The following is a 15,875-nucleotide window of genomic DNA, read 5'->3' on the forward strand; positions in this document are numbered from 1 at the left end:
CAAGCGGTTATTGGTTAACACCGTCATCAACGCCGTTATCCTCAACTTTCTTCTCTAAATCCTTTTGTGCTTCTTTTAATTCTGTTTCCACTTTATTCACTGCATCTTTTGCATTTTGCGTCGTGTCTTTATCTACTTCATCTTTCTGTTGTCCATCACTGACTCCGTTATCCTGGTCGACCCCATCACCGCATCCTGTTAATCCGGCAAGAGTAAGAGAAACAGCTAATCCACCAACTAATAAACTTTTCCTCATATCTACAGCTCCCTTCGTCGTGTTTTGTGCTTCCCTTTTTATATTCCCATAAAAAATATTCTGAAACTTTTTTTAGTATAAATGTGATAGCATACCGTTTTCCTTCTATTAATAGTTTTATTAAAAAAACATGAAGCTGGCATTTCCATTGATAGAAATTGAACATTTTTTGTTTAGCTCACTTCCTAAATGGGTAAATCCATACTAGACAAATTAAAGGAGGAAATAACAATGGAAAAAACGTTGAAAAAGAAATTAATCATGACAGGTATGGTTTTTGCTTTAACATTTGGTGCTTTAACTGGATGTGGAGATGGTGTAGACCAGGATAACGGTATAACTGACGGAGAACACAAAGACGAAGCAGAAACCAAAAACCCAGAAACAAACTAAACACTGCTAAGATAGGAAAGAGAAGACGATCTTCTTTTTCTTATCTCACTAAAAAGTAGAAAAGGAGATTGGTAGAATGAATGTTAACGAGATGATGACAGGCTGGACTTCGTACTTTTATCAGCTTCCAAACTTATTATTTGCCCTTTTAGTCTTATTGGTTGGCTGGTTGATTGCAAAAAGCATTGGTAAAAGTATCGAAGCCCTTTTGAAGAGAACAAAATTTGATGATAAGTTGTTTGCAAACGTTGGAAATAGAAAATATTCTTCAGAAAGGATAATCGGAAAAATTGTTTATTATATCTTACTGGTAGTCGTGTGGATTATCTTCTTTAACATGCTAAATCTAAGTTTTATTGCATCTCCACTCGTACAAATGCTTACGATGATTACAGCAGCAATTCCAAACGTTTTAAAAGCTGCCCTCATTTTACTATTTGCTTGGGGTGTGGCATCGCTGCTTCGAATGCTTTTTAAAAAGGGAGCGGCTATGGTTCATTTAGAACGCCGCTTAGTTCAATGGAAAATGGCGATTAGTCAAAGTGATGCGGTAAACAAGGTAAACACTATTGCAAAGGCACTCTTCTATTTTGTACTGTTACTATTTTTACCTGGAGTATTAGGAGCCTTGCAGATTGAAGGTGTTTCAGAACCATTTGCCGATACGCTTTCAAACCTACTTGCGTTCATACCTAAGCTGTTTGCGGCCGCCATTATTGTGTTTGTCGGCTGGCTGATTGCAAAAATAGTCCGAGATATTCTAACAAACTTCTTAAGCAGTATTGGAACGGAAAAACTTGGTCAACGTATAGGAATCGTAAAAACGAAGGATAGTACAAGTCTTTCTAGTATTATCGGAAACATCGCGTTTATTTTAATCTTAATCCCTACCATCATTACAGCTTTAGAAAAACTTGAATTAAAGGGCATTTCAGATCCAGCAATCGCAATGCTCCATGATGTGGTATCGGTTATCCCAAATATTGCGGTGGCAGTAATTCTGATTTTAGTTGGGATATGGCTTGGAAAATGGGTGGAGAAAGTCGTTGCACAAATGCTCTGGCGTTTAAAGGTTGATAATATCTTTAGCCATATGGGTCTCGGTTCACTTAAACCTGAGCAATCCACCTACACACTCTCTAAAATCATTGGTTTGCTAGCAAAAATTGTTGTTATTTTATTATTTGCAGTTGAAGCCTTACAAATTGTTCAATTGGAGTTCCTAGTCGTTCTTGCAACAGGTGTGATTTCGTACTTACCGATGTTGTTTGCGGCACTTATTATCTTGGGGATTGGTTTATATCTAGGAAACTTAGTACAGCGCATTTTACAAAGTATCCTTAAGAACAGCTATTCTAATACTCTAGCACGGGTTGCGAAATATGCCATTTTTGCGATTACCATCTTTATGGCATTAGACCAACTGGGTGTAGCGCACTCCATCGTCAATGCTGCATTTATTCTTCTATTAGGCGGTTTAGCATTAGCGTTTGGACTTGCATTTGGACTTGGAGGAAAAGACTTTGCTTCCAAATATCTGCGTAAGCTGGACACTAAAATCGATAATAAAATAATAGAATAAGAGATTCAAAAGGTAACAATCCGAATCTACGTGATTTCGGGTTGTTATTTTTATAAGAAGGGAAGGAGGAAGGCTGCTCGATGATCATTTTAAATCTACTATTAGTAGCCCTTTTAATCGCGCTAACTGGCTTTTTTGTTGCGATAGAATTTGCAATTGTAAAAGTACGCCCGTCTAGAATTGATCAATTGATTGCGGAAGGAAAAAAGGGTGCGGTTTCAGCGAAAAAGGTTGTAAACCACTTAGATGAATACCTATCGGCCTGTCAATTGGGGATAACGGTTACCGCACTTGGACTGGGGTGGCTGGGAGAACCGACCGTGGAAAAACTAATCCATCCTTTGTTTTCAGTTTTAAATCTGAATGAATCACTTGCACATATTCTATCTTTCATCATTGCCTTTGCCACCGTTACGTTTCTGCATGTCGTAGTGGGGGAGCTAGCTCCAAAAACCGTGGCAATTCATAAAGCCGAAGAGGTAGCACTTTTGTTAGCTGCTCCGATAATAGGATTTACCAAAGTGATGCGGCCGTTTATTTGGGCGCTAAACGGTTCTGCAACGCTCTTGGTTGGAATCATTGGCTTAAAGCCGGAATCTGAAAAAGAACTAGCTCATTCTGAAGAAGAGCTTCGCTTACTGTTGTCGGAAAGCTATAAGCGGGGTGAAATCAATCAAAATGAATTAACCTATGTGAACAATATTTTTGAGTTTGATGAGAGAGTTGCGAAAGAAATAATGGTGCCCAGGACGGAGATCAGTTCGCTATCAATTAACGATAGCATTGATGTGGTTTTAAACAAGGTAAGAATGGAAAAGTATTCACGGTATCCTGTTATTGAGGGTGACAAAGATAACATATTAGGAATTCTTAACGTTAAATTGTTTGTAACGGCCCAATTACTGAATAAAAATCATAAGGAAGAAGTAAGTCTAAGACCTTTCATTAAACCTGCGATTAAAGCAATAGAAACCATCCCCATCCATGACTTATTGGTGAGAATGCAAAAGGAACGCAGTCAGATGGCTATCCTTGTCGATGAATACGGCGGCACATCAGGGTTAGTGACAGTGGAGGATATTATTGAGGAAATTGTTGGTGAAGTAAGAGATGAATTTGATACCGATGAAGTAGCTAAGATCCAAAAGGTAAAGGAAAATCATTATTTATTGGATGGGAAAGTGTTAATTGATGACGTTAACAGTTTACTTGGTACAAACATAACCGATGAAAGAATTGATACGATTGGCGGCTGGTTTCTTACACAAAACTTTGACGTTGATAGTGGGACAGAGGTTAAATTCGATGGATACCTGTTCAAAGTCCGTGAGGCGGTTGGCCACCATATTTTATATTTAGATGTTAAAAAAATGGTTAGCTGAGCAAATGGAAGGCACACGTCATCGTCTCTTATCGGTTGGGAGATCAGGTGGTGAATCGCCCTGGCCGATAAATAGGCGGAAGAATTCCGCTTACTTTGTAATTATCCCTAAAAAGGAGTCAAATAGACGGAGAAATCCGCCTATTGACTCGTAAAATTTGAAAATAGGGGATTTTGCCACTCATAAGCGGAAAACTTCCGCTTATTTACCCCGAAACAAGCTCCATTCTGCATTTAACCGGAAAACCTCCGCTTATTTTCCTATTGCTGATTACTCGATTAAGGCCCTAATAAAGAACTCGCCAATGGTGGCGAGTTTGCTTTTTATACTGTCATTAAAGCACAGATGTATTGGAGGTATAGCCCTTATTCATTTAATTGGTGCTCGTTAACCGGTGTATGTTGGGAATCTTTTAGTTTTTCTTCCATGATTTTAATGTCATTTTTAAATAGCGTGGAAATGGTGTTTTCTTCACCGAATAACAGAATCTGATCGCCTTCGTGTATTTTTGTGTGATAGATATTTTTTCTAAGTTTTAATTCGCCTCTTTTGATAAACAATACAACAAACTCTAACTGGTCATGATCATGAATCACTTGATTGATCTGTTTTTGAAAAAGAGAAGACTCTTTATAGATATGAAGATTTAGCAGCTGGTCTTGTTTTTCGGACATAAAGATATCTCTTATTGGCAGATCACCAAGTTCAATATTCTGTTTCATTTCTTGCTTAAATAACTTGGATAACTTGGTTTGCACACTCTTCAGCTTTAAAATAGCAAAGATAACCAGAACACATCCTGCAGCATAGAAAATATCTTTCGTTCGCAGGCCCTCTGATAAAATCGTACTAATCGATGAAATGATAACAGCAAGTGAGAAGGCGCCAAATAGGATTAGAAAAGTGGCTAGTTTCCTGCGAATCGGGTGACCTAAAATTAGCTCAGACTCTCCAGTCGTAAAACCTGTACCTGTCATTAATGAAATGACCTGAAACCGTGAAACCTCCAATTTGAGGTCCGTCAGTCGAAAAAGAATCACAAAAATCTCGATGACAGTTGTAATGATGATGAAATAGATGAGTAGAAAGAATAGATTCATTTTTTACACCTCTGAATCCAAAAATTGGCTGGTGCACAAAGCGCCCCAACCTTGTTATCACTGCATTTTCTCCTAAATAACTCACTCTACGTTAAATACCCAATCTCCGTTGTTTTGAACCTTATTAAATAACATTTCTAAAAGATATTTAGATTACAAGTATTTCAAAAGTATTAAACAGAGAAAAAAGGAGTTTTAGAATTGCAATTAGGTGGTACTACATAAGCATGGGTTACAAGTTAACCCGCAAGACGAAAGTGGAATGTACGAATTAGATCGAAGTACAAAAAAATCTAAGGAGGACGTAAACATGGCAAAAAATAATGAGACAATGAGCAGGGAAGAAGCAGGACGTAAAGGTGGAGAAGCAACCTCAAATAACCACGATAAAGATTTCTATCAAGAAATTGGACGCAAGGGTGGAGAGGCTACTTCTGAAAACCACGATAAAGAATTCTATCAAGAGATCGGACGTAAAGGTGGAGAAGCCACCTCAGAAAACCACGATAAGGAATTCTATCAAGAGATTGGCCAAAAAGGTGGAGAATCGCGGGGTAACCAACGTAATAACGATTAACCCGTTTATATTGAGAATTGCCGATTTACTGAAATAAAGAAGACGCTTGTGCAATTTTGTACAAGCGTTTTTTCTATAAATAAGACTTAAAGGAGGTTTTCCAGATGAAACGAGTTTTATCGATGAAAGGACTTTTAACGGTTTTAGGAATGGGAGTATCGGTCGCAAAGTGGTTAGCCTCTAAACCCAACAGAATGAAAGTAAAAAGTATTCTCGGAAAATTGAACATTACACCTACACTTGATAAGAAATAAATATTTCCTAATAGAAATGGGAGGAAATCAAAAGACGTGCGGTGGCCCGCATGTCTTTTTGCTGCTATCTACTATTTTTGTAAATGTGGATTAGCTTCATGTAAGAACGGGTATTTATTCATAGAGGGTTTTGCTAATTGGAGGTGAGGAACTTGCTGCAAACAAAGGCGTTTCGATTTGGTTACGGTCTTTTGCTTATTTTTTTAATTATTTTTATAGCAATGAAAATTGATTTTATTTTCCAGCCTGTCTTTTTACTTGTCCAAACACTGTTTTTTCCCTTCTTGTTGTCCGGGGTGCTCTATTACTTGTTTCGCCCACTGGTGAATTATCTTCAGTTGAAAAATATCCCAAGACCACTTTCGATCCTGTTGATCTATTTAATATTCGGTCTTTTAATTGCATTATTAATCTCTCTTGGCGGACCACTTCTGAAAGAGCAAATGAAGAGTTTCGTTGATAGCACGCCTCAACTTATTGAGGCCATTCCGGACAAATTGACTGAGCTTGAGCAGAGTAAATGGATCAATAAGTTACAGGCTAATGACAGTGTTGATGTAGAAAAGGCTTCCGAAGCGATTACAAAGTCAGTTTCTTCAAGTCTCTCTACGATTGGAACAAATTTCATGAATATTATTGGGGTACTTGCGAGTATTGTAATCGTCTTTACGACTGTTCCGTTTATTCTCTATTACATGTTAAAAGAAGGAGAAAAGGCACCACAGCATATTCTTCGTTTATTGCCAGCCCAGCAACAGAAAAATGGACGAAAGATATTAGCAGATTTAGATGAAGCGCTCAGTTCGTATATTCAAGGCCAGGTTCTTGTTAGTTTTTGTATAGGTGTCATGCTTTTTATCGGTTATTTGCTTATTGACCTTGACTACTCCCTCCTTGTAGCGATTTTTGGAATGTTTACCAATGTCATCCCGTTTATTGGTCCTATCTTAGCGATTATTCCTGCAGTGATTATTGCGTCTATCGAGTCACCGATGATGGTGGTAAAAGTCCTCATGGTTATGATTGTCGTCCAACAGATTGAAGGACACATTATTTCACCCCAGGTGATGGGGAAAAAGCTAGAGATCCATCCGCTTACGATCATATCCTTGTTACTTGCAGCAGGACGTATAGGAGGGGTTCTCGGGTTAATCATAGCAGTTCCTGTGTATGCGGTCATAAAGGTGATTGCCCATCATACCTATCGGTTATGGAAGCTGAGAAAAGAAAAATCAATAGAGGAAAAAATTATCAAGGGGGAAAGCAATGATGAGACAAAGCAATACAATGATGCCATTTTTTAACTGGATGTGGATAGAAAGTTTCATGTTTATACATGAAGGGGTAAATAAAGGAAAGAAGTATAGGAGGGAAAATAAATGTTATCAAAAGAAGAGTTAGCTTATTTTAAGAAAAGATTATTACAAATGAAAGAAGAAACCATTCAAATGGCAGAAGCCAGTCAGCCTTTATCGTTCGAGGATTATGGAGAATTAACAAGCTATGATAATCATTTTGCGGATAGTGCCACACAATTAGAAGAACGAGAAAAACAAAGGGTTTTGCATGAAACAGCAAACAATCTCCTCGAAGAAGTGAACGAGGCTTTGGAGCGGATTAAAACAGGAACTTATGGAGTTTGTGTCGATACAGGAAAAACGATTCCCTATGAAAGGCTTAAAGCCCTGCCGTATGCTAAACGAACGGTAGAAGCGCAAAAGGAGCTGGAGAAAGAGAATGTGATAAGCCTTCCGGAGGATCAATCATTTTTAACTCCTGAGGAAGATGTAAGAGGAGATAAGCGGATTCAGGTCGTGGATGAACTGATAAGCGTACATGGAAACTCATCGTCATAAAATGTATTCAAACAAAAAATGTCTTCTTTTCTCTTTTCGGGAGAAAGGAAGACATTTTTATGATACTTTGGGCTAACACAAGAGCTAAAAAAAGAGTAGGGATCCTAGGACCCCAACCACTGTTCATTACTGTATTTTTTCATTATAGAATTGAACGGAATACTGTGCTCCCTCACTCACCATATCGTTATCGGGAAAATCCTTCGGGTGCGGATTGCCGGCCTTTTCGATTGGAAGCTGCTCTGATTTGGCGTAAACGTTCGGTTTTACCTTACGTTTCAAGTCTCTTAGCATACTTTCAGCTTTAATGCGGTTAGGTTTGTTTGATAGCCATACTGCTGACGCCCCAATTCCTACCGCTACCAGCGAGCTCATACTTACAACTCTATTCATCATTAAAACCTCCTTAAGATTTGGACTTATTTTGAACATACCCGTTTCATTTCTCTATTAAACATTTTTTTACGTTTGGTTTGCTCTTTTTAGGGGAATCAAAGGGTAGGTATGGGAGGAGGGGTCAGGTTGGAGAGAAATATCAATTTTGATCAGTGGAAATGGGTTCAATTAAATATGAATATGCTGAATGCAGTATGGGATCAGGAGACCATGCTATCAAACTGGTTAATGAATGTTCGGAAAAATAACAACAATTGTGTGAAGGTAAATGGGATGATCGATGGGGAAAGGGTCGTAAATGGGTCGCTTATTTATCGGCAAAATGTCAATGAGGAAGAAGATCAGCGAATTTTTCATTTCTATATAACATGCAATACATTATTTACCGTTGATTTAGAGTTTACCTCTTTTAAACAATTAGAACCTGAAGTAATGCTGCGGCAGTTAAATAAAACGGAGAATGCAGTCGATGGGTTTTTATTTTTGCTAGGAGAACTGGTTAATGATTTACTGGCAGAGATTGACCAGTTTGAGGAGTCACTCCATAAGCTGATGTGGGGCGTGAAAAAAAGGAACGAAATGCGGATCTTGGAACATGTCTTTCAACAGCGGCATGAACTAATGGTTTGTAAAAATCTGTTGATACCGGTCCAGGAACTGAAAATGGCTATAGATGAAACCAATTTTCCTGCAGTCAACAACGGAGAAATCTTTATCCGTACATGCAAACGGATTGATCGAGCGATGGTGTTGCTGAGGGAGTATGAGCAGGAATTAGACTCTATTATTCATTTAGAAGAGGTCATATCCTCCCATCGGGGAAATGAAATTATGAAAACCTTAACGGTTCTGACGATCGTTTTTACCCCGATTATGGCGTTGGGGGCGCTATGGGGAATGAATTTTAAACATATGCCAGAGCTCGAGTGGAAGTACGGTTATCTTGTTTCTATTATTTCGATTGTGTTGTCGACAGCTCTACTTTATGGATACTTAAAAACGAAGGGCTGGACAGGGGATCTTTTAAAAGGGAAAAAGAAAGGTTCATTTTTTCACTGAAAAAGGTTTGATAGTTGTCCTATCGGGTATAACACTATCAAGGTTAGAAACTAGCTAACCTGATAATCACGATAAGTAGAAGGAGGGTGGTTGAAGTATGGTTGCATGTTCGGTAAAACCAGTAGGAATGAAAAATAGCAATCTGAAAAAATAAAAGGAGGAAACGATCATGGGTAAAAATTATGTTGAAGACAAGGAAATGGAATCTTTACAACGTAAGGATGAAAACGAATTTACGGGCAGTAACAAAAAAGGACGAACAGGATATAACGATGGAGAAGATCCTCAGGTGGTGCAGGAATTCCCAGGCGATGGAATTGTCGAAGATTTACGAGAGCTTTCACGTCAGCAGGGGCCAAGAGATGACGACCCAGCCTTTTTAAGCGGTGAAAATGTCCAACAAGAGAATGATAGGCAGAGATATGGTGATTCGATATCCAAGAATGCAGATCCGGAATTTCAACAAAGGGATGGAGATTCATCCTCCGAATCGCAAAATAAAAGTAACAATCAAAATCGTTACTAATTCTTAATCCACCATACACTACCTTTACTATATATAAGAGGCTTGCACAAATTGGTGCAAGCCTCTTTCATGTATGTGAGAAATTTACCAGGAAGTTGTTACTATTCGTAACTCTTCCTAATTCTGGTATAATGCTAGAAAAATATTTTTTTAAAAAATTTTTAAAAAATAGGTTTGGCTTTTTACTAAAAAGGGTATGTAAACAGTAAATATTTTGGAGAGGTGATAACATGAAAGTAAATATAGAAAAGCACGAGGATGATAAGGAAATATTCGTGAGTGTTAGTGGAGAAGTTGATGCGTATACCGCGCCGAAGCTCAGGGAAGAGTTACTGCCTCTTACAGAGGGCGAAAATAAAGTAATTACGGTGAATCTAAAGGAAGTCTCCTACTTGGACAGTACCGGACTTGGAGTGTTTGTAGGGATGTTCAAGCAACTGAACAAAAATGACGGGGAACTAAAGCTGGTTGAGTTATCAGACCGATTGAAGCGTCTGTTTCACATTACCGGTTTAAGTCATGTTATGAATATTTCCGACAATACAGAGGATGGGGGACGATGAAACACGTGATGGATTATGTTGAGATGAAGATTCCAGCCAAACCAGAATATGTGGGTGTGATTCGATTAACGATTTCAGGAATAGCGAGCCGCATGGGTTATACATATGAGGAGATCGAGGATATTAAAATTGCCGTTAGTGAAGCCTGCACCAACGCGGTTCAGCATGCCTATCCACAAGAGGATAGCGGAGAAGTGATTGTCGGCTTCGGCATTTACGAGGATAAGTTAGAAACAATGGTAGCTGACAGCGGTCAAAGCTTTAACTTTTTACAAACAAAAGAAGAACTAGGCCCATATACAGAGTCAAGTACAGTCGACCAATTAACAGAGGGAGGGTTAGGTCTGTATCTGATCGAAACGCTCATGGATGAAGTCCGTGTTCTGAATCGTTCCGGAGTAACGGTCTTCATGGTGAAGTACCTAAGCGAGGAGCGTGAAAATCATGACAAAGCCACCTCAGACCGCGAAACGAACTAAGGAAGAAGTATATGCCTTGATCCTGGATTTTCAGGAGAACGAGAGCGAGGCCGCCCAAATTCAGTTAGTGGAACAGTACACCAATCTGATTGGGAGCATTGCCAGAAAGTACTCAAAGGGCAGAAATTTGCATGAAGATATCGTACAGGTAGGGATGATTGGGTTATTATCGAGTATTAGACGGTTCGACCCTAATACCGGGAACCCATTTGAAGCCTATTTAATTCCGATGGTAATTGGTGAAATTAAACGATTTTTAAGGGACAAGACGTGGGATGTCCATGTACCGCGTCGAATAAAAGAAACTTGGCCAAAATTAAATGGAGCAGTGGACGAGCTGACCAACCGCTATCAACGCTCACCCAAGATTTATGAAATCGCTGAGTATTTAGGGATTTCTGAAGAGGAAGTACTGGAAACAATGGAATTAGGTAAAGGGTACCAAACGGCATCGGTGGACCAAACAATTGAGACCGGTTCCGACGGCAGCGGGGTTACACCATTAGACGTGATCGGATCAGAAGACAAGGGGTTCGAAAGAGTCGACCAGCAGCTGCTAGTGGAGAGCGCTCTTCATGTGTTGGATGATAGGGAGAAGCAAATTATACAGTGGACGTTTATCGATAACAAAAGTCAGCGCGAAGTGGGGGAATTCCTAGGAATTTCGCAAATGCATGTATCCCGTCTGCAAAAAAAGGCGATTGGAAAATTGCGGAAGGTTCTTGCTAGTAACCCTCCCCAGGATTTTTCAACCTAATAAGTGTCACTAGTCGGTGCCTGTCACCAATAAGGGGACCATGCTCATCTTTTGAAAAAGTGGGGAAGTCAAATGCCAATGAAGATTGTCGTTGTAGATGATAATAAAACAAATCTAATAATTGTCGAGAAAATCCTGAGGAAAGCTGGCTATAATAGGTTGCTTTTGCTGTCATCTGCGGCGGAGTTATATCAGTATTTGCAGCTTGATATACCTAATCCTGGCGATGTGCCGGTAGACTTGATATTAATGGATTTGATGATGCCGGAAATTGATGGCATTGAAGCCTGCCGAACAGTATTGGCCAATGATCGGTTTTCGGACCTGCCGATTATTTTTGTGACAGCAATGGGAGATTCCAATATAATGGCCGAGGCGATGGACGCGGGAGCCCTCGATTATGTAATGAAACCGATTAATAAAATCGAGCTCCTCGCCCGGATTCGTTCCGTTCTGCGGTTAAAGCAGGAAAAAGATTTGCGGAAGGAACGGGACAGACGAATTGAATATGATCTTGACCTGGCTAGGCAGGTGCAAAGAAGTATGCTCAGCGGCCCCCTTAAGGAAAAAAATATCACTATTTCTTCCGTGTACAGACCTACCTTTGAGCTTGCCGGAGACTTCTATGCCTGGTATCAGATTAGCCCGAATCAATATGGAGTCATTCTGCTAGATATGATGGGACATGGGATTTCTTCCTCGCTTGTCGGGATGTACATCTATTCTGCGTTAAAAGATACTATTACTGGAATCGCTGACCCCGAAAAGGTCGTGAAAGAACTGAATAGGCGAATGATTCAGCTTCATACCCCTGACAGTTTAATGAACTACTATTTCACGGCGATTTACTTTGTCCTTGATACGGAAAAACAAACCGTTGAGTACGTCAATGCGGGTCATCCTGCGGGGATTGCGATTGTGGATCAGGAAGTGAAACTTTTAACAGAAGGTTCTTGTGCGCTTGGGTTTTTTGAGGAGATTGAAGTTACCAAGGGGGTCATTCCTTATCGTGAGTCGGCACGTATCCTGTTGTTCACGGACGGGTTATCAGAATGGCTGGAGGATAAGTATGAGGATGCAACGGACAAGCTGATTGGTGCTTTGGAATCGAAGGATATGCAAGACCCTGAGGCATTGCTTCATCAACTGCAGCCAGGCTGGGAGCTAATAAACCCTCCAAAAGACGATATGTGTCTCGTCTTAATTTCTACAAATGCCTCATCATAAAAGGGTGTCAGCTTGTTGGCTGACACCCCGGTTATGTTTATTAGTTTTTGCCCAGGTAAGCTTCAAACATCCATCTGTGCTTTTCTAATGAGGTGCGAATGTGTACTAGTAGATCTTCTGTAGGCTGGTCCTCATTTTCTTCAGCAAGGGCGATACCTTCTGTCAGCTCAGTACAAATCATCTCAAAATCATCAGCCAGTGATTGGACCATTTGCTGCGCGTCTTCATCACCTGTTGCCTCTTTAAGTGTCGTAAGTTCGAGGATCTCCGTAAGGGTTGCCACCGGTAATGCTCTTTGTGCGAGCATTCTTTCCGCGATTGTATCAAGATGTAGAGCCGCTTCCTTGTAAAGCTCCTCAAATTTAACGTGCAGGGTGAAGAAGTTCTCTCCTTTTACATACCAGTGGAAATGGTGCAGCTTCATATGAAGAACCGAAAAGTTCGCCACCTGCCTGTTGAGCGTATCGGATAACGTTTTGTCTTTTGACTTTGTTTTAGTAGATGTTGTTGCCATGTTTATTAACCTCCTCCAAATTTGTGGTGTACTTATTACATACCCAGATTAGTAGATTTGAAACTAGTAATTTTTGAAAGCAGGTTGGGACAAAATTCCCATTGGGTGAGAATGCTAGAAAAGGTATGATAGAGTTATCCATTTTTTTTACAAAGGGGGAAAGCAAAGAATGAAGGGACTACATTTCAACATCCACACAAAAATTATTGCAGGCTATTTATTCATTTTGGTTTGCTTAGTTGTCTCCCTGCTGATCGTGATGGATCGGATGTCGGCTTTGCAGAAAGAGGTTGATTTCGTATCACAGCACGATATTGAGGTTCACAATTTGGCAAATCAGATTCAAAAAAATGTTTTAGATATTGAAACAGGCATGAGAGGATATGTGATTACGGGCAATGCAGAGTACCTCGAGCCCTATAATACAGCTACCCGAAGCTGGCTCGAAAACTACAATACCCTCCACTCCCTGTTGGGTGATGACGGGACGCAGCAGCGGAATTTAGAAGAAATGAAACCACTGATAGTGAACTGGATTACTGGTTCGGCAGAATATGTCGTGATTCAAAAATGGGAAAATAACCAGGGCGCATTAGACGAGTATTTTAAAAAGAACCAAGGTAAAAAATTAACAGATGAACTCCGGGCGCATTTTGATGCCTTCCTTGAAAATCAAAAGAACCTAACAAACAAGCGTGTGGAGAAGCTGAATCAGGACAATAACAATTTAAAAATCACGTTGTATGGGCTTATCATAATGGTGACGTTGGTTACGATTGCAACGGCGATATTCCTGTCTAATTCCATTGTAAAAACAATCAAGCAGGTTGTCCGGACGATTAAAAGTGTTACGGATTCAAATGAGACAGAGGTAGACCTCTCTACCAGAATCGAGGTCAGTACACACGATGAAACCCGTGAACTTGCGGAAGCGATGAACGAGCTTCTTACAAGTCTTGAGAAACAGAATTGGATCCAGAAAAGCGTGTCGGAAATCTCGACCATGTACCAGGGAATGACCGACCTGACGGAATTGACACATGCCTTTATCACCAAGCTTACTCCTATGCTTAAGGCGGTCTACGGCGTTGTCTATCTACGCAGAAATCAAGGCAGCGAAGTGCGTTATGTGAAAGAGGCGGGGTATGCTGTGGTCTCAGAGGAAAGGGCTGCGGCGAGTTTCCGGTTAGGTGAAGGGTTAATTGGCCAGGCGGCAATGGATAAAAGAATCTTCCTGATTGATAAGCTGCCAGATGAACATTTCAAAGTTGCTTCGGGGTTAGGGGAATCGTCTCCGCGAAATCTTTTGGTTGCACCGATTATGGTGGACGGCAGGGTAGAAGCAGTGGTTGAGTTCGCGGCGTTTCAGCCGTTTATGGCCCAGCATTTAACCTTATTGGATCTGCTTCAGGATAAGTTTGGTTCCGCGATTACCAATGTTGCTGGCCGGATGGAAGTGGAAAGGCTGCTCGGGGAATCACAGGTGTTAACCGAAGAACTTCAGGCGCAGTCAGAGGAACTTCAAGCCCAATCGGAAGAGCTGCAAATGCAGCAGGAACAGCTGCGGATTACCAATGAATATTTAGAAGAACAAAGGCAATTCGCTGAACAAAGGGCGTTTGACTTGAAAAAAGCCAAGGATGAACTAGAAGACTATTCAAGGAAACTGCAGATGAGCTCGCAGTATAAAACGGATTTTCTCGCGAATATGTCTCACGAGCTGCGCACGCCATTAAATAGTATTCTGATTCTTTCTCAAATGCTGATGGAAATTGACGGGGAAATGGACAGTACAGAAGTGATGGATTCATCCCGTGTTATCTATACGGCCGGAAGTGATTTGCTGCGGCTGATTGATGATATCCTCGATTTATCAAAAATTGAAGCAGGTAAAATTGAAATTTTAACAGATGAAGTGAATGTGACAGAAATTCCACAAATGATGAAGAACATGTTTGATCCTGTTGCAGCTAAAAAAAATCTCACCTTTGAGGTGGTGACCGCGGCAAACGTACCTTCTGTGATCACGACAGACGGGCAGCGCTTGCAGCAAATTTGGAAAAATCTATTATCCAATGCCTTTAAGTTTACCGAACAGGGTTCTGTAACAGTAAACATTGAACTTGCACAACCAGAAAAGGTGGAGAAACTATGGCCTGGTCTCGAAATGGAGGAACAGGTGCTGGCCATCTCCGTGACGGATACGGGAATCGGCATTGCAAAGGAGAAGCAGCAAAGTATCTTCGAGGCATTTCAACAGGTAGATGGTACGACCAACCGGCAATACGGCGGCACTGGTTTAGGGTTATCGATTTGCCGTGAATTTACCCGTTTACTTGGGGGTGCAATTCAGGTTGAAAGCGAGCCGGAAAAAGGAAGTACGTTTATCCTGTATATTCCTTGCAGTCTAGAGGCCGCGGAATATCCTCTTCAGCTTGAGAAACTGGCGCTAGATGAGGTGGCGGTAAGTGTGAGTGAGGTGACAGAGGAACAGCAACCTGCCAACGAAGGAACAGAAACGGATCTGGTAGTGGAAGCAGAGGCTTCTGATGACCAGTTGTTTAAAGGAAAGAAAGTACTGTTGGTAGAGGATGATCGTCGGAATGTATATGCACTTGTAACCGCTCTTGAGAAAAAGGGAATTAAGGTTCAAGTCGCCGAGAACGGGAAGCGGGCGATTGAATTTATACAGGAGCAAGCAGATTTTGACTTAGTGTTCATGGATATCATGATGCCGGTGATGGGCGGCTATGAAGCGATGAAGGTCATCAGGCAGGACTTGGAAATGGACAGACTGCCGATTATTGCGCTGACGGCCAAGGCGATGAAAGGTGAACGTGATAAGTGTATGGAGGCAGGTGCTTCCGATTATATTATGAAACCATTAAATATCAATCAGCTATTCTCGCTAATGCGGGTGTGGCTGACCGAGCAGGTGAGTCAAGATTGAACGA

The 15,875-nt window shown here is 40.7% G+C and carries 18 protein-coding genes; 14 read left to right on the top strand and 4 right to left on the bottom strand.

The features are described 5' to 3' along the window. Positions 1-7: 7 nt before the first annotated feature. Entirely contained in the window at positions 8-256 is a 249-nt protein-coding gene (locus ABC255_RS01585) for a hypothetical protein (protein WP_335533948.1), read from the bottom strand. A gap of 231 nt (positions 257-487) precedes the next feature. Here ABC255_RS01585 and ABC255_RS01590 point away from each other — a divergent pair, with 231 nt between their 5' ends. The 3 genes from ABC255_RS01590 to ABC255_RS01600 all read left to right on the top strand — a co-directional run bounded on the left by ABC255_RS01590 (position 488) and on the right by ABC255_RS01600 (position 3,613). Further along, entirely contained in the window at positions 488-649 is a 162-nt protein-coding gene (locus tag ABC255_RS01590) for a hypothetical protein (RefSeq protein ID WP_335533947.1), read from the top strand. Between the two features lie 76 nt (positions 650-725). Beyond that, a complete protein-coding gene (locus ABC255_RS01595) occupies positions 726-2,231 on the top strand; it encodes a mechanosensitive ion channel (protein WP_412991038.1) in 1,506 nt (501 codons plus the stop codon). 80 nt (positions 2,232-2,311) lie between these two features. Then, positions 2,312-3,613, top strand: coding sequence for a hemolysin family protein (locus ABC255_RS01600; protein WP_412991039.1), 1,302 nt, complete (start codon positions 2,312-2,314; stop codon positions 3,611-3,613). 365 nt (positions 3,614-3,978) lie between these two features. On the opposite strand, the gene ABC255_RS01605 is transcribed toward ABC255_RS01600, so the two are convergent. Next, positions 3,979-4,713 carry a hypothetical protein gene (locus ABC255_RS01605; RefSeq protein ID WP_412991040.1) on the bottom strand — a complete coding sequence of 245 codons (735 nt, stop codon included), beginning with the start codon at positions 4,711-4,713 and terminating at the stop codon, positions 3,979-3,981. A gap of 310 nt (positions 4,714-5,023) precedes the next feature. On the opposite strand from ABC255_RS01605, the gene ABC255_RS01610 reads away from it, so the two are divergent. From ABC255_RS01610 to ABC255_RS01625, 4 genes are all read left to right on the top strand, one after another. Beyond that, on the top strand, positions 5,024-5,290 hold the full coding sequence (locus tag ABC255_RS01610) for a KGG domain-containing protein (RefSeq protein WP_412991041.1): 267 nt from the start codon (positions 5,024-5,026) through the stop codon (positions 5,288-5,290). A gap of 104 nt (positions 5,291-5,394) precedes the next feature. Further along, positions 5,395-5,544 (top strand): hypothetical protein, encoded by a 150-nt coding sequence (locus ABC255_RS01615; RefSeq protein WP_335533937.1) that lies wholly within the window; start codon positions 5,395-5,397, stop codon positions 5,542-5,544. 152 nt (positions 5,545-5,696) lie between these two features. After that, on the top strand, positions 5,697-6,848 hold the full coding sequence (locus tag ABC255_RS01620) for an AI-2E family transporter (RefSeq protein ID WP_412991042.1): 1,152 nt from the start codon (positions 5,697-5,699) through the stop codon (positions 6,846-6,848). A 75-nt stretch (positions 6,849-6,923) separates the two neighbouring features. Next, a complete protein-coding gene (locus tag ABC255_RS01625) occupies positions 6,924-7,400 on the top strand; it encodes a TraR/DksA C4-type zinc finger protein (RefSeq protein ID WP_412991043.1) in 477 nt (158 codons plus the stop codon). 126 nt (positions 7,401-7,526) lie between these two features. On the opposite strand, the gene ABC255_RS01630 is transcribed toward ABC255_RS01625, so the two are convergent. Next, positions 7,527-7,793 (bottom strand): hypothetical protein, encoded by a 267-nt coding sequence (locus ABC255_RS01630; RefSeq protein ID WP_412991044.1) that lies wholly within the window; start codon positions 7,791-7,793, stop codon positions 7,527-7,529. 129 nt (positions 7,794-7,922) lie between these two features. On the opposite strand from ABC255_RS01630, the gene ABC255_RS01635 reads away from it, so the two are divergent. The 6 genes from ABC255_RS01635 (at position 7,923) to ABC255_RS01660 (ending at position 12,407) form a co-directional block, all read left to right on the top strand. Next, a complete protein-coding gene (locus tag ABC255_RS01635; RefSeq protein WP_412991045.1) occupies positions 7,923-8,855 on the top strand; it encodes a magnesium transporter CorA family protein in 933 nt (310 codons plus the stop codon). 169 nt (positions 8,856-9,024) lie between these two features. Beyond that, the gene (locus tag ABC255_RS01640; protein WP_412991046.1) at positions 9,025-9,381 is read left to right on the top strand and encodes a hypothetical protein; all 357 of its coding nucleotides are present in this window, start codon (positions 9,025-9,027) and stop codon (positions 9,379-9,381) included. Between the two features lie 230 nt (positions 9,382-9,611). Continuing rightward, positions 9,612-9,944 carry an anti-sigma factor antagonist gene (locus ABC255_RS01645; protein WP_412991047.1) on the top strand — a complete coding sequence of 111 codons (333 nt, stop codon included), beginning with the start codon at positions 9,612-9,614 and terminating at the stop codon, positions 9,942-9,944. Continuing rightward, complete coding sequence (gene rsbW / locus ABC255_RS01650) at positions 9,941-10,423, top strand: anti-sigma B factor RsbW (RefSeq protein ID WP_412991048.1); 483 nt, start codon at positions 9,941-9,943, stop codon at positions 10,421-10,423. Before ABC255_RS01645 ends, rsbW begins: the two co-directional genes overlap by 4 nt. Continuing rightward, a complete protein-coding gene (gene sigB / locus ABC255_RS01655) occupies positions 10,389-11,180 on the top strand; it encodes an RNA polymerase sigma factor SigB (protein WP_412991049.1) in 792 nt (263 codons plus the stop codon). Before rsbW ends, sigB begins: the two co-directional genes overlap by 35 nt. A gap of 78 nt (positions 11,181-11,258) precedes the next feature. After that, complete coding sequence (locus ABC255_RS01660; protein ID WP_412998447.1) at positions 11,259-12,407, top strand: PP2C family protein-serine/threonine phosphatase; 1,149 nt, start codon at positions 11,259-11,261, stop codon at positions 12,405-12,407. Positions 12,408-12,447: 40 nt separating this feature from the next. Here the strand turns inward: ABC255_RS01660 and ABC255_RS01665 are convergent, their stop codons facing one another. Further along, positions 12,448-12,921, bottom strand: a complete 474-nt coding sequence (locus ABC255_RS01665) for a Dps family protein (protein ID WP_412991050.1) — start codon at positions 12,919-12,921, stop codon at positions 12,448-12,450. Positions 12,922-13,090: 169 nt separating this feature from the next. On the opposite strand from ABC255_RS01665, the gene ABC255_RS01670 reads away from it, so the two are divergent. Further along, positions 13,091-15,871 (top strand): ATP-binding protein, encoded by a 2,781-nt coding sequence (locus tag ABC255_RS01670; RefSeq protein ID WP_412991051.1) that lies wholly within the window; start codon positions 13,091-13,093, stop codon positions 15,869-15,871. Positions 15,872-15,875 lie beyond the last annotated feature (4 nt).

It is taken from the genome of Neobacillus canaveralius (assembly GCF_047237705.1).
Classification (GTDB): Bacteria; Bacillota; Bacilli; order Bacillales; family Cytobacillaceae; genus Neobacillus; species Neobacillus niacini_K.

Coding starts and splice junctions, on each gene's coding strand:
- ABC255_RS01585 (WP_335533948.1), bottom strand. CDS start 256: ATGAGGAAAAGTTTATTAGTTGGTGGATTAGCTGTTTCTCTTACTCTT.
- ABC255_RS01590 (WP_335533947.1), top strand. CDS start 488: ATGGAAAAAACGTTGAAAAAGAAATTAATCATGACAGGTATGGTTTTT.
- ABC255_RS01595 (WP_412991038.1), top strand. CDS start 726: ATGAATGTTAACGAGATGATGACAGGCTGGACTTCGTACTTTTATCAG.
- ABC255_RS01600 (WP_412991039.1), top strand. CDS start 2,312: ATGATCATTTTAAATCTACTATTAGTAGCCCTTTTAATCGCGCTAACT.
- ABC255_RS01605 (WP_412991040.1), bottom strand. CDS start 4,713: ATGAATCTATTCTTTCTACTCATCTATTTCATCATCATTACAACTGTC.
- ABC255_RS01610 (WP_412991041.1), top strand. CDS start 5,024: ATGGCAAAAAATAATGAGACAATGAGCAGGGAAGAAGCAGGACGTAAA.
- ABC255_RS01615 (WP_335533937.1), top strand. CDS start 5,395: ATGAAACGAGTTTTATCGATGAAAGGACTTTTAACGGTTTTAGGAATG.
- ABC255_RS01625 (WP_412991043.1), top strand. CDS start 6,924: ATGTTATCAAAAGAAGAGTTAGCTTATTTTAAGAAAAGATTATTACAA.
- ABC255_RS01630 (WP_412991044.1), bottom strand. CDS start 7,793: ATGAATAGAGTTGTAAGTATGAGCTCGCTGGTAGCGGTAGGAATTGGG.
- ABC255_RS01640 (WP_412991046.1), top strand. CDS start 9,025: ATGGGTAAAAATTATGTTGAAGACAAGGAAATGGAATCTTTACAACGT.
- ABC255_RS01645 (WP_412991047.1), top strand. CDS start 9,612: ATGAAAGTAAATATAGAAAAGCACGAGGATGATAAGGAAATATTCGTG.
- rsbW (WP_412991048.1), top strand. CDS start 9,941: ATGAAACACGTGATGGATTATGTTGAGATGAAGATTCCAGCCAAACCA.
- sigB (WP_412991049.1), top strand. CDS start 10,389: ATGACAAAGCCACCTCAGACCGCGAAACGAACTAAGGAAGAAGTATAT.
- ABC255_RS01660 (WP_412998447.1), top strand. CDS start 11,259: ATGAAGATTGTCGTTGTAGATGATAATAAAACAAATCTAATAATTGTC.
- ABC255_RS01665 (WP_412991050.1), bottom strand. CDS start 12,921: ATGGCAACAACATCTACTAAAACAAAGTCAAAAGACAAAACGTTATCC.
- ABC255_RS01670 (WP_412991051.1), top strand. CDS start 13,091: ATGAAGGGACTACATTTCAACATCCACACAAAAATTATTGCAGGCTAT.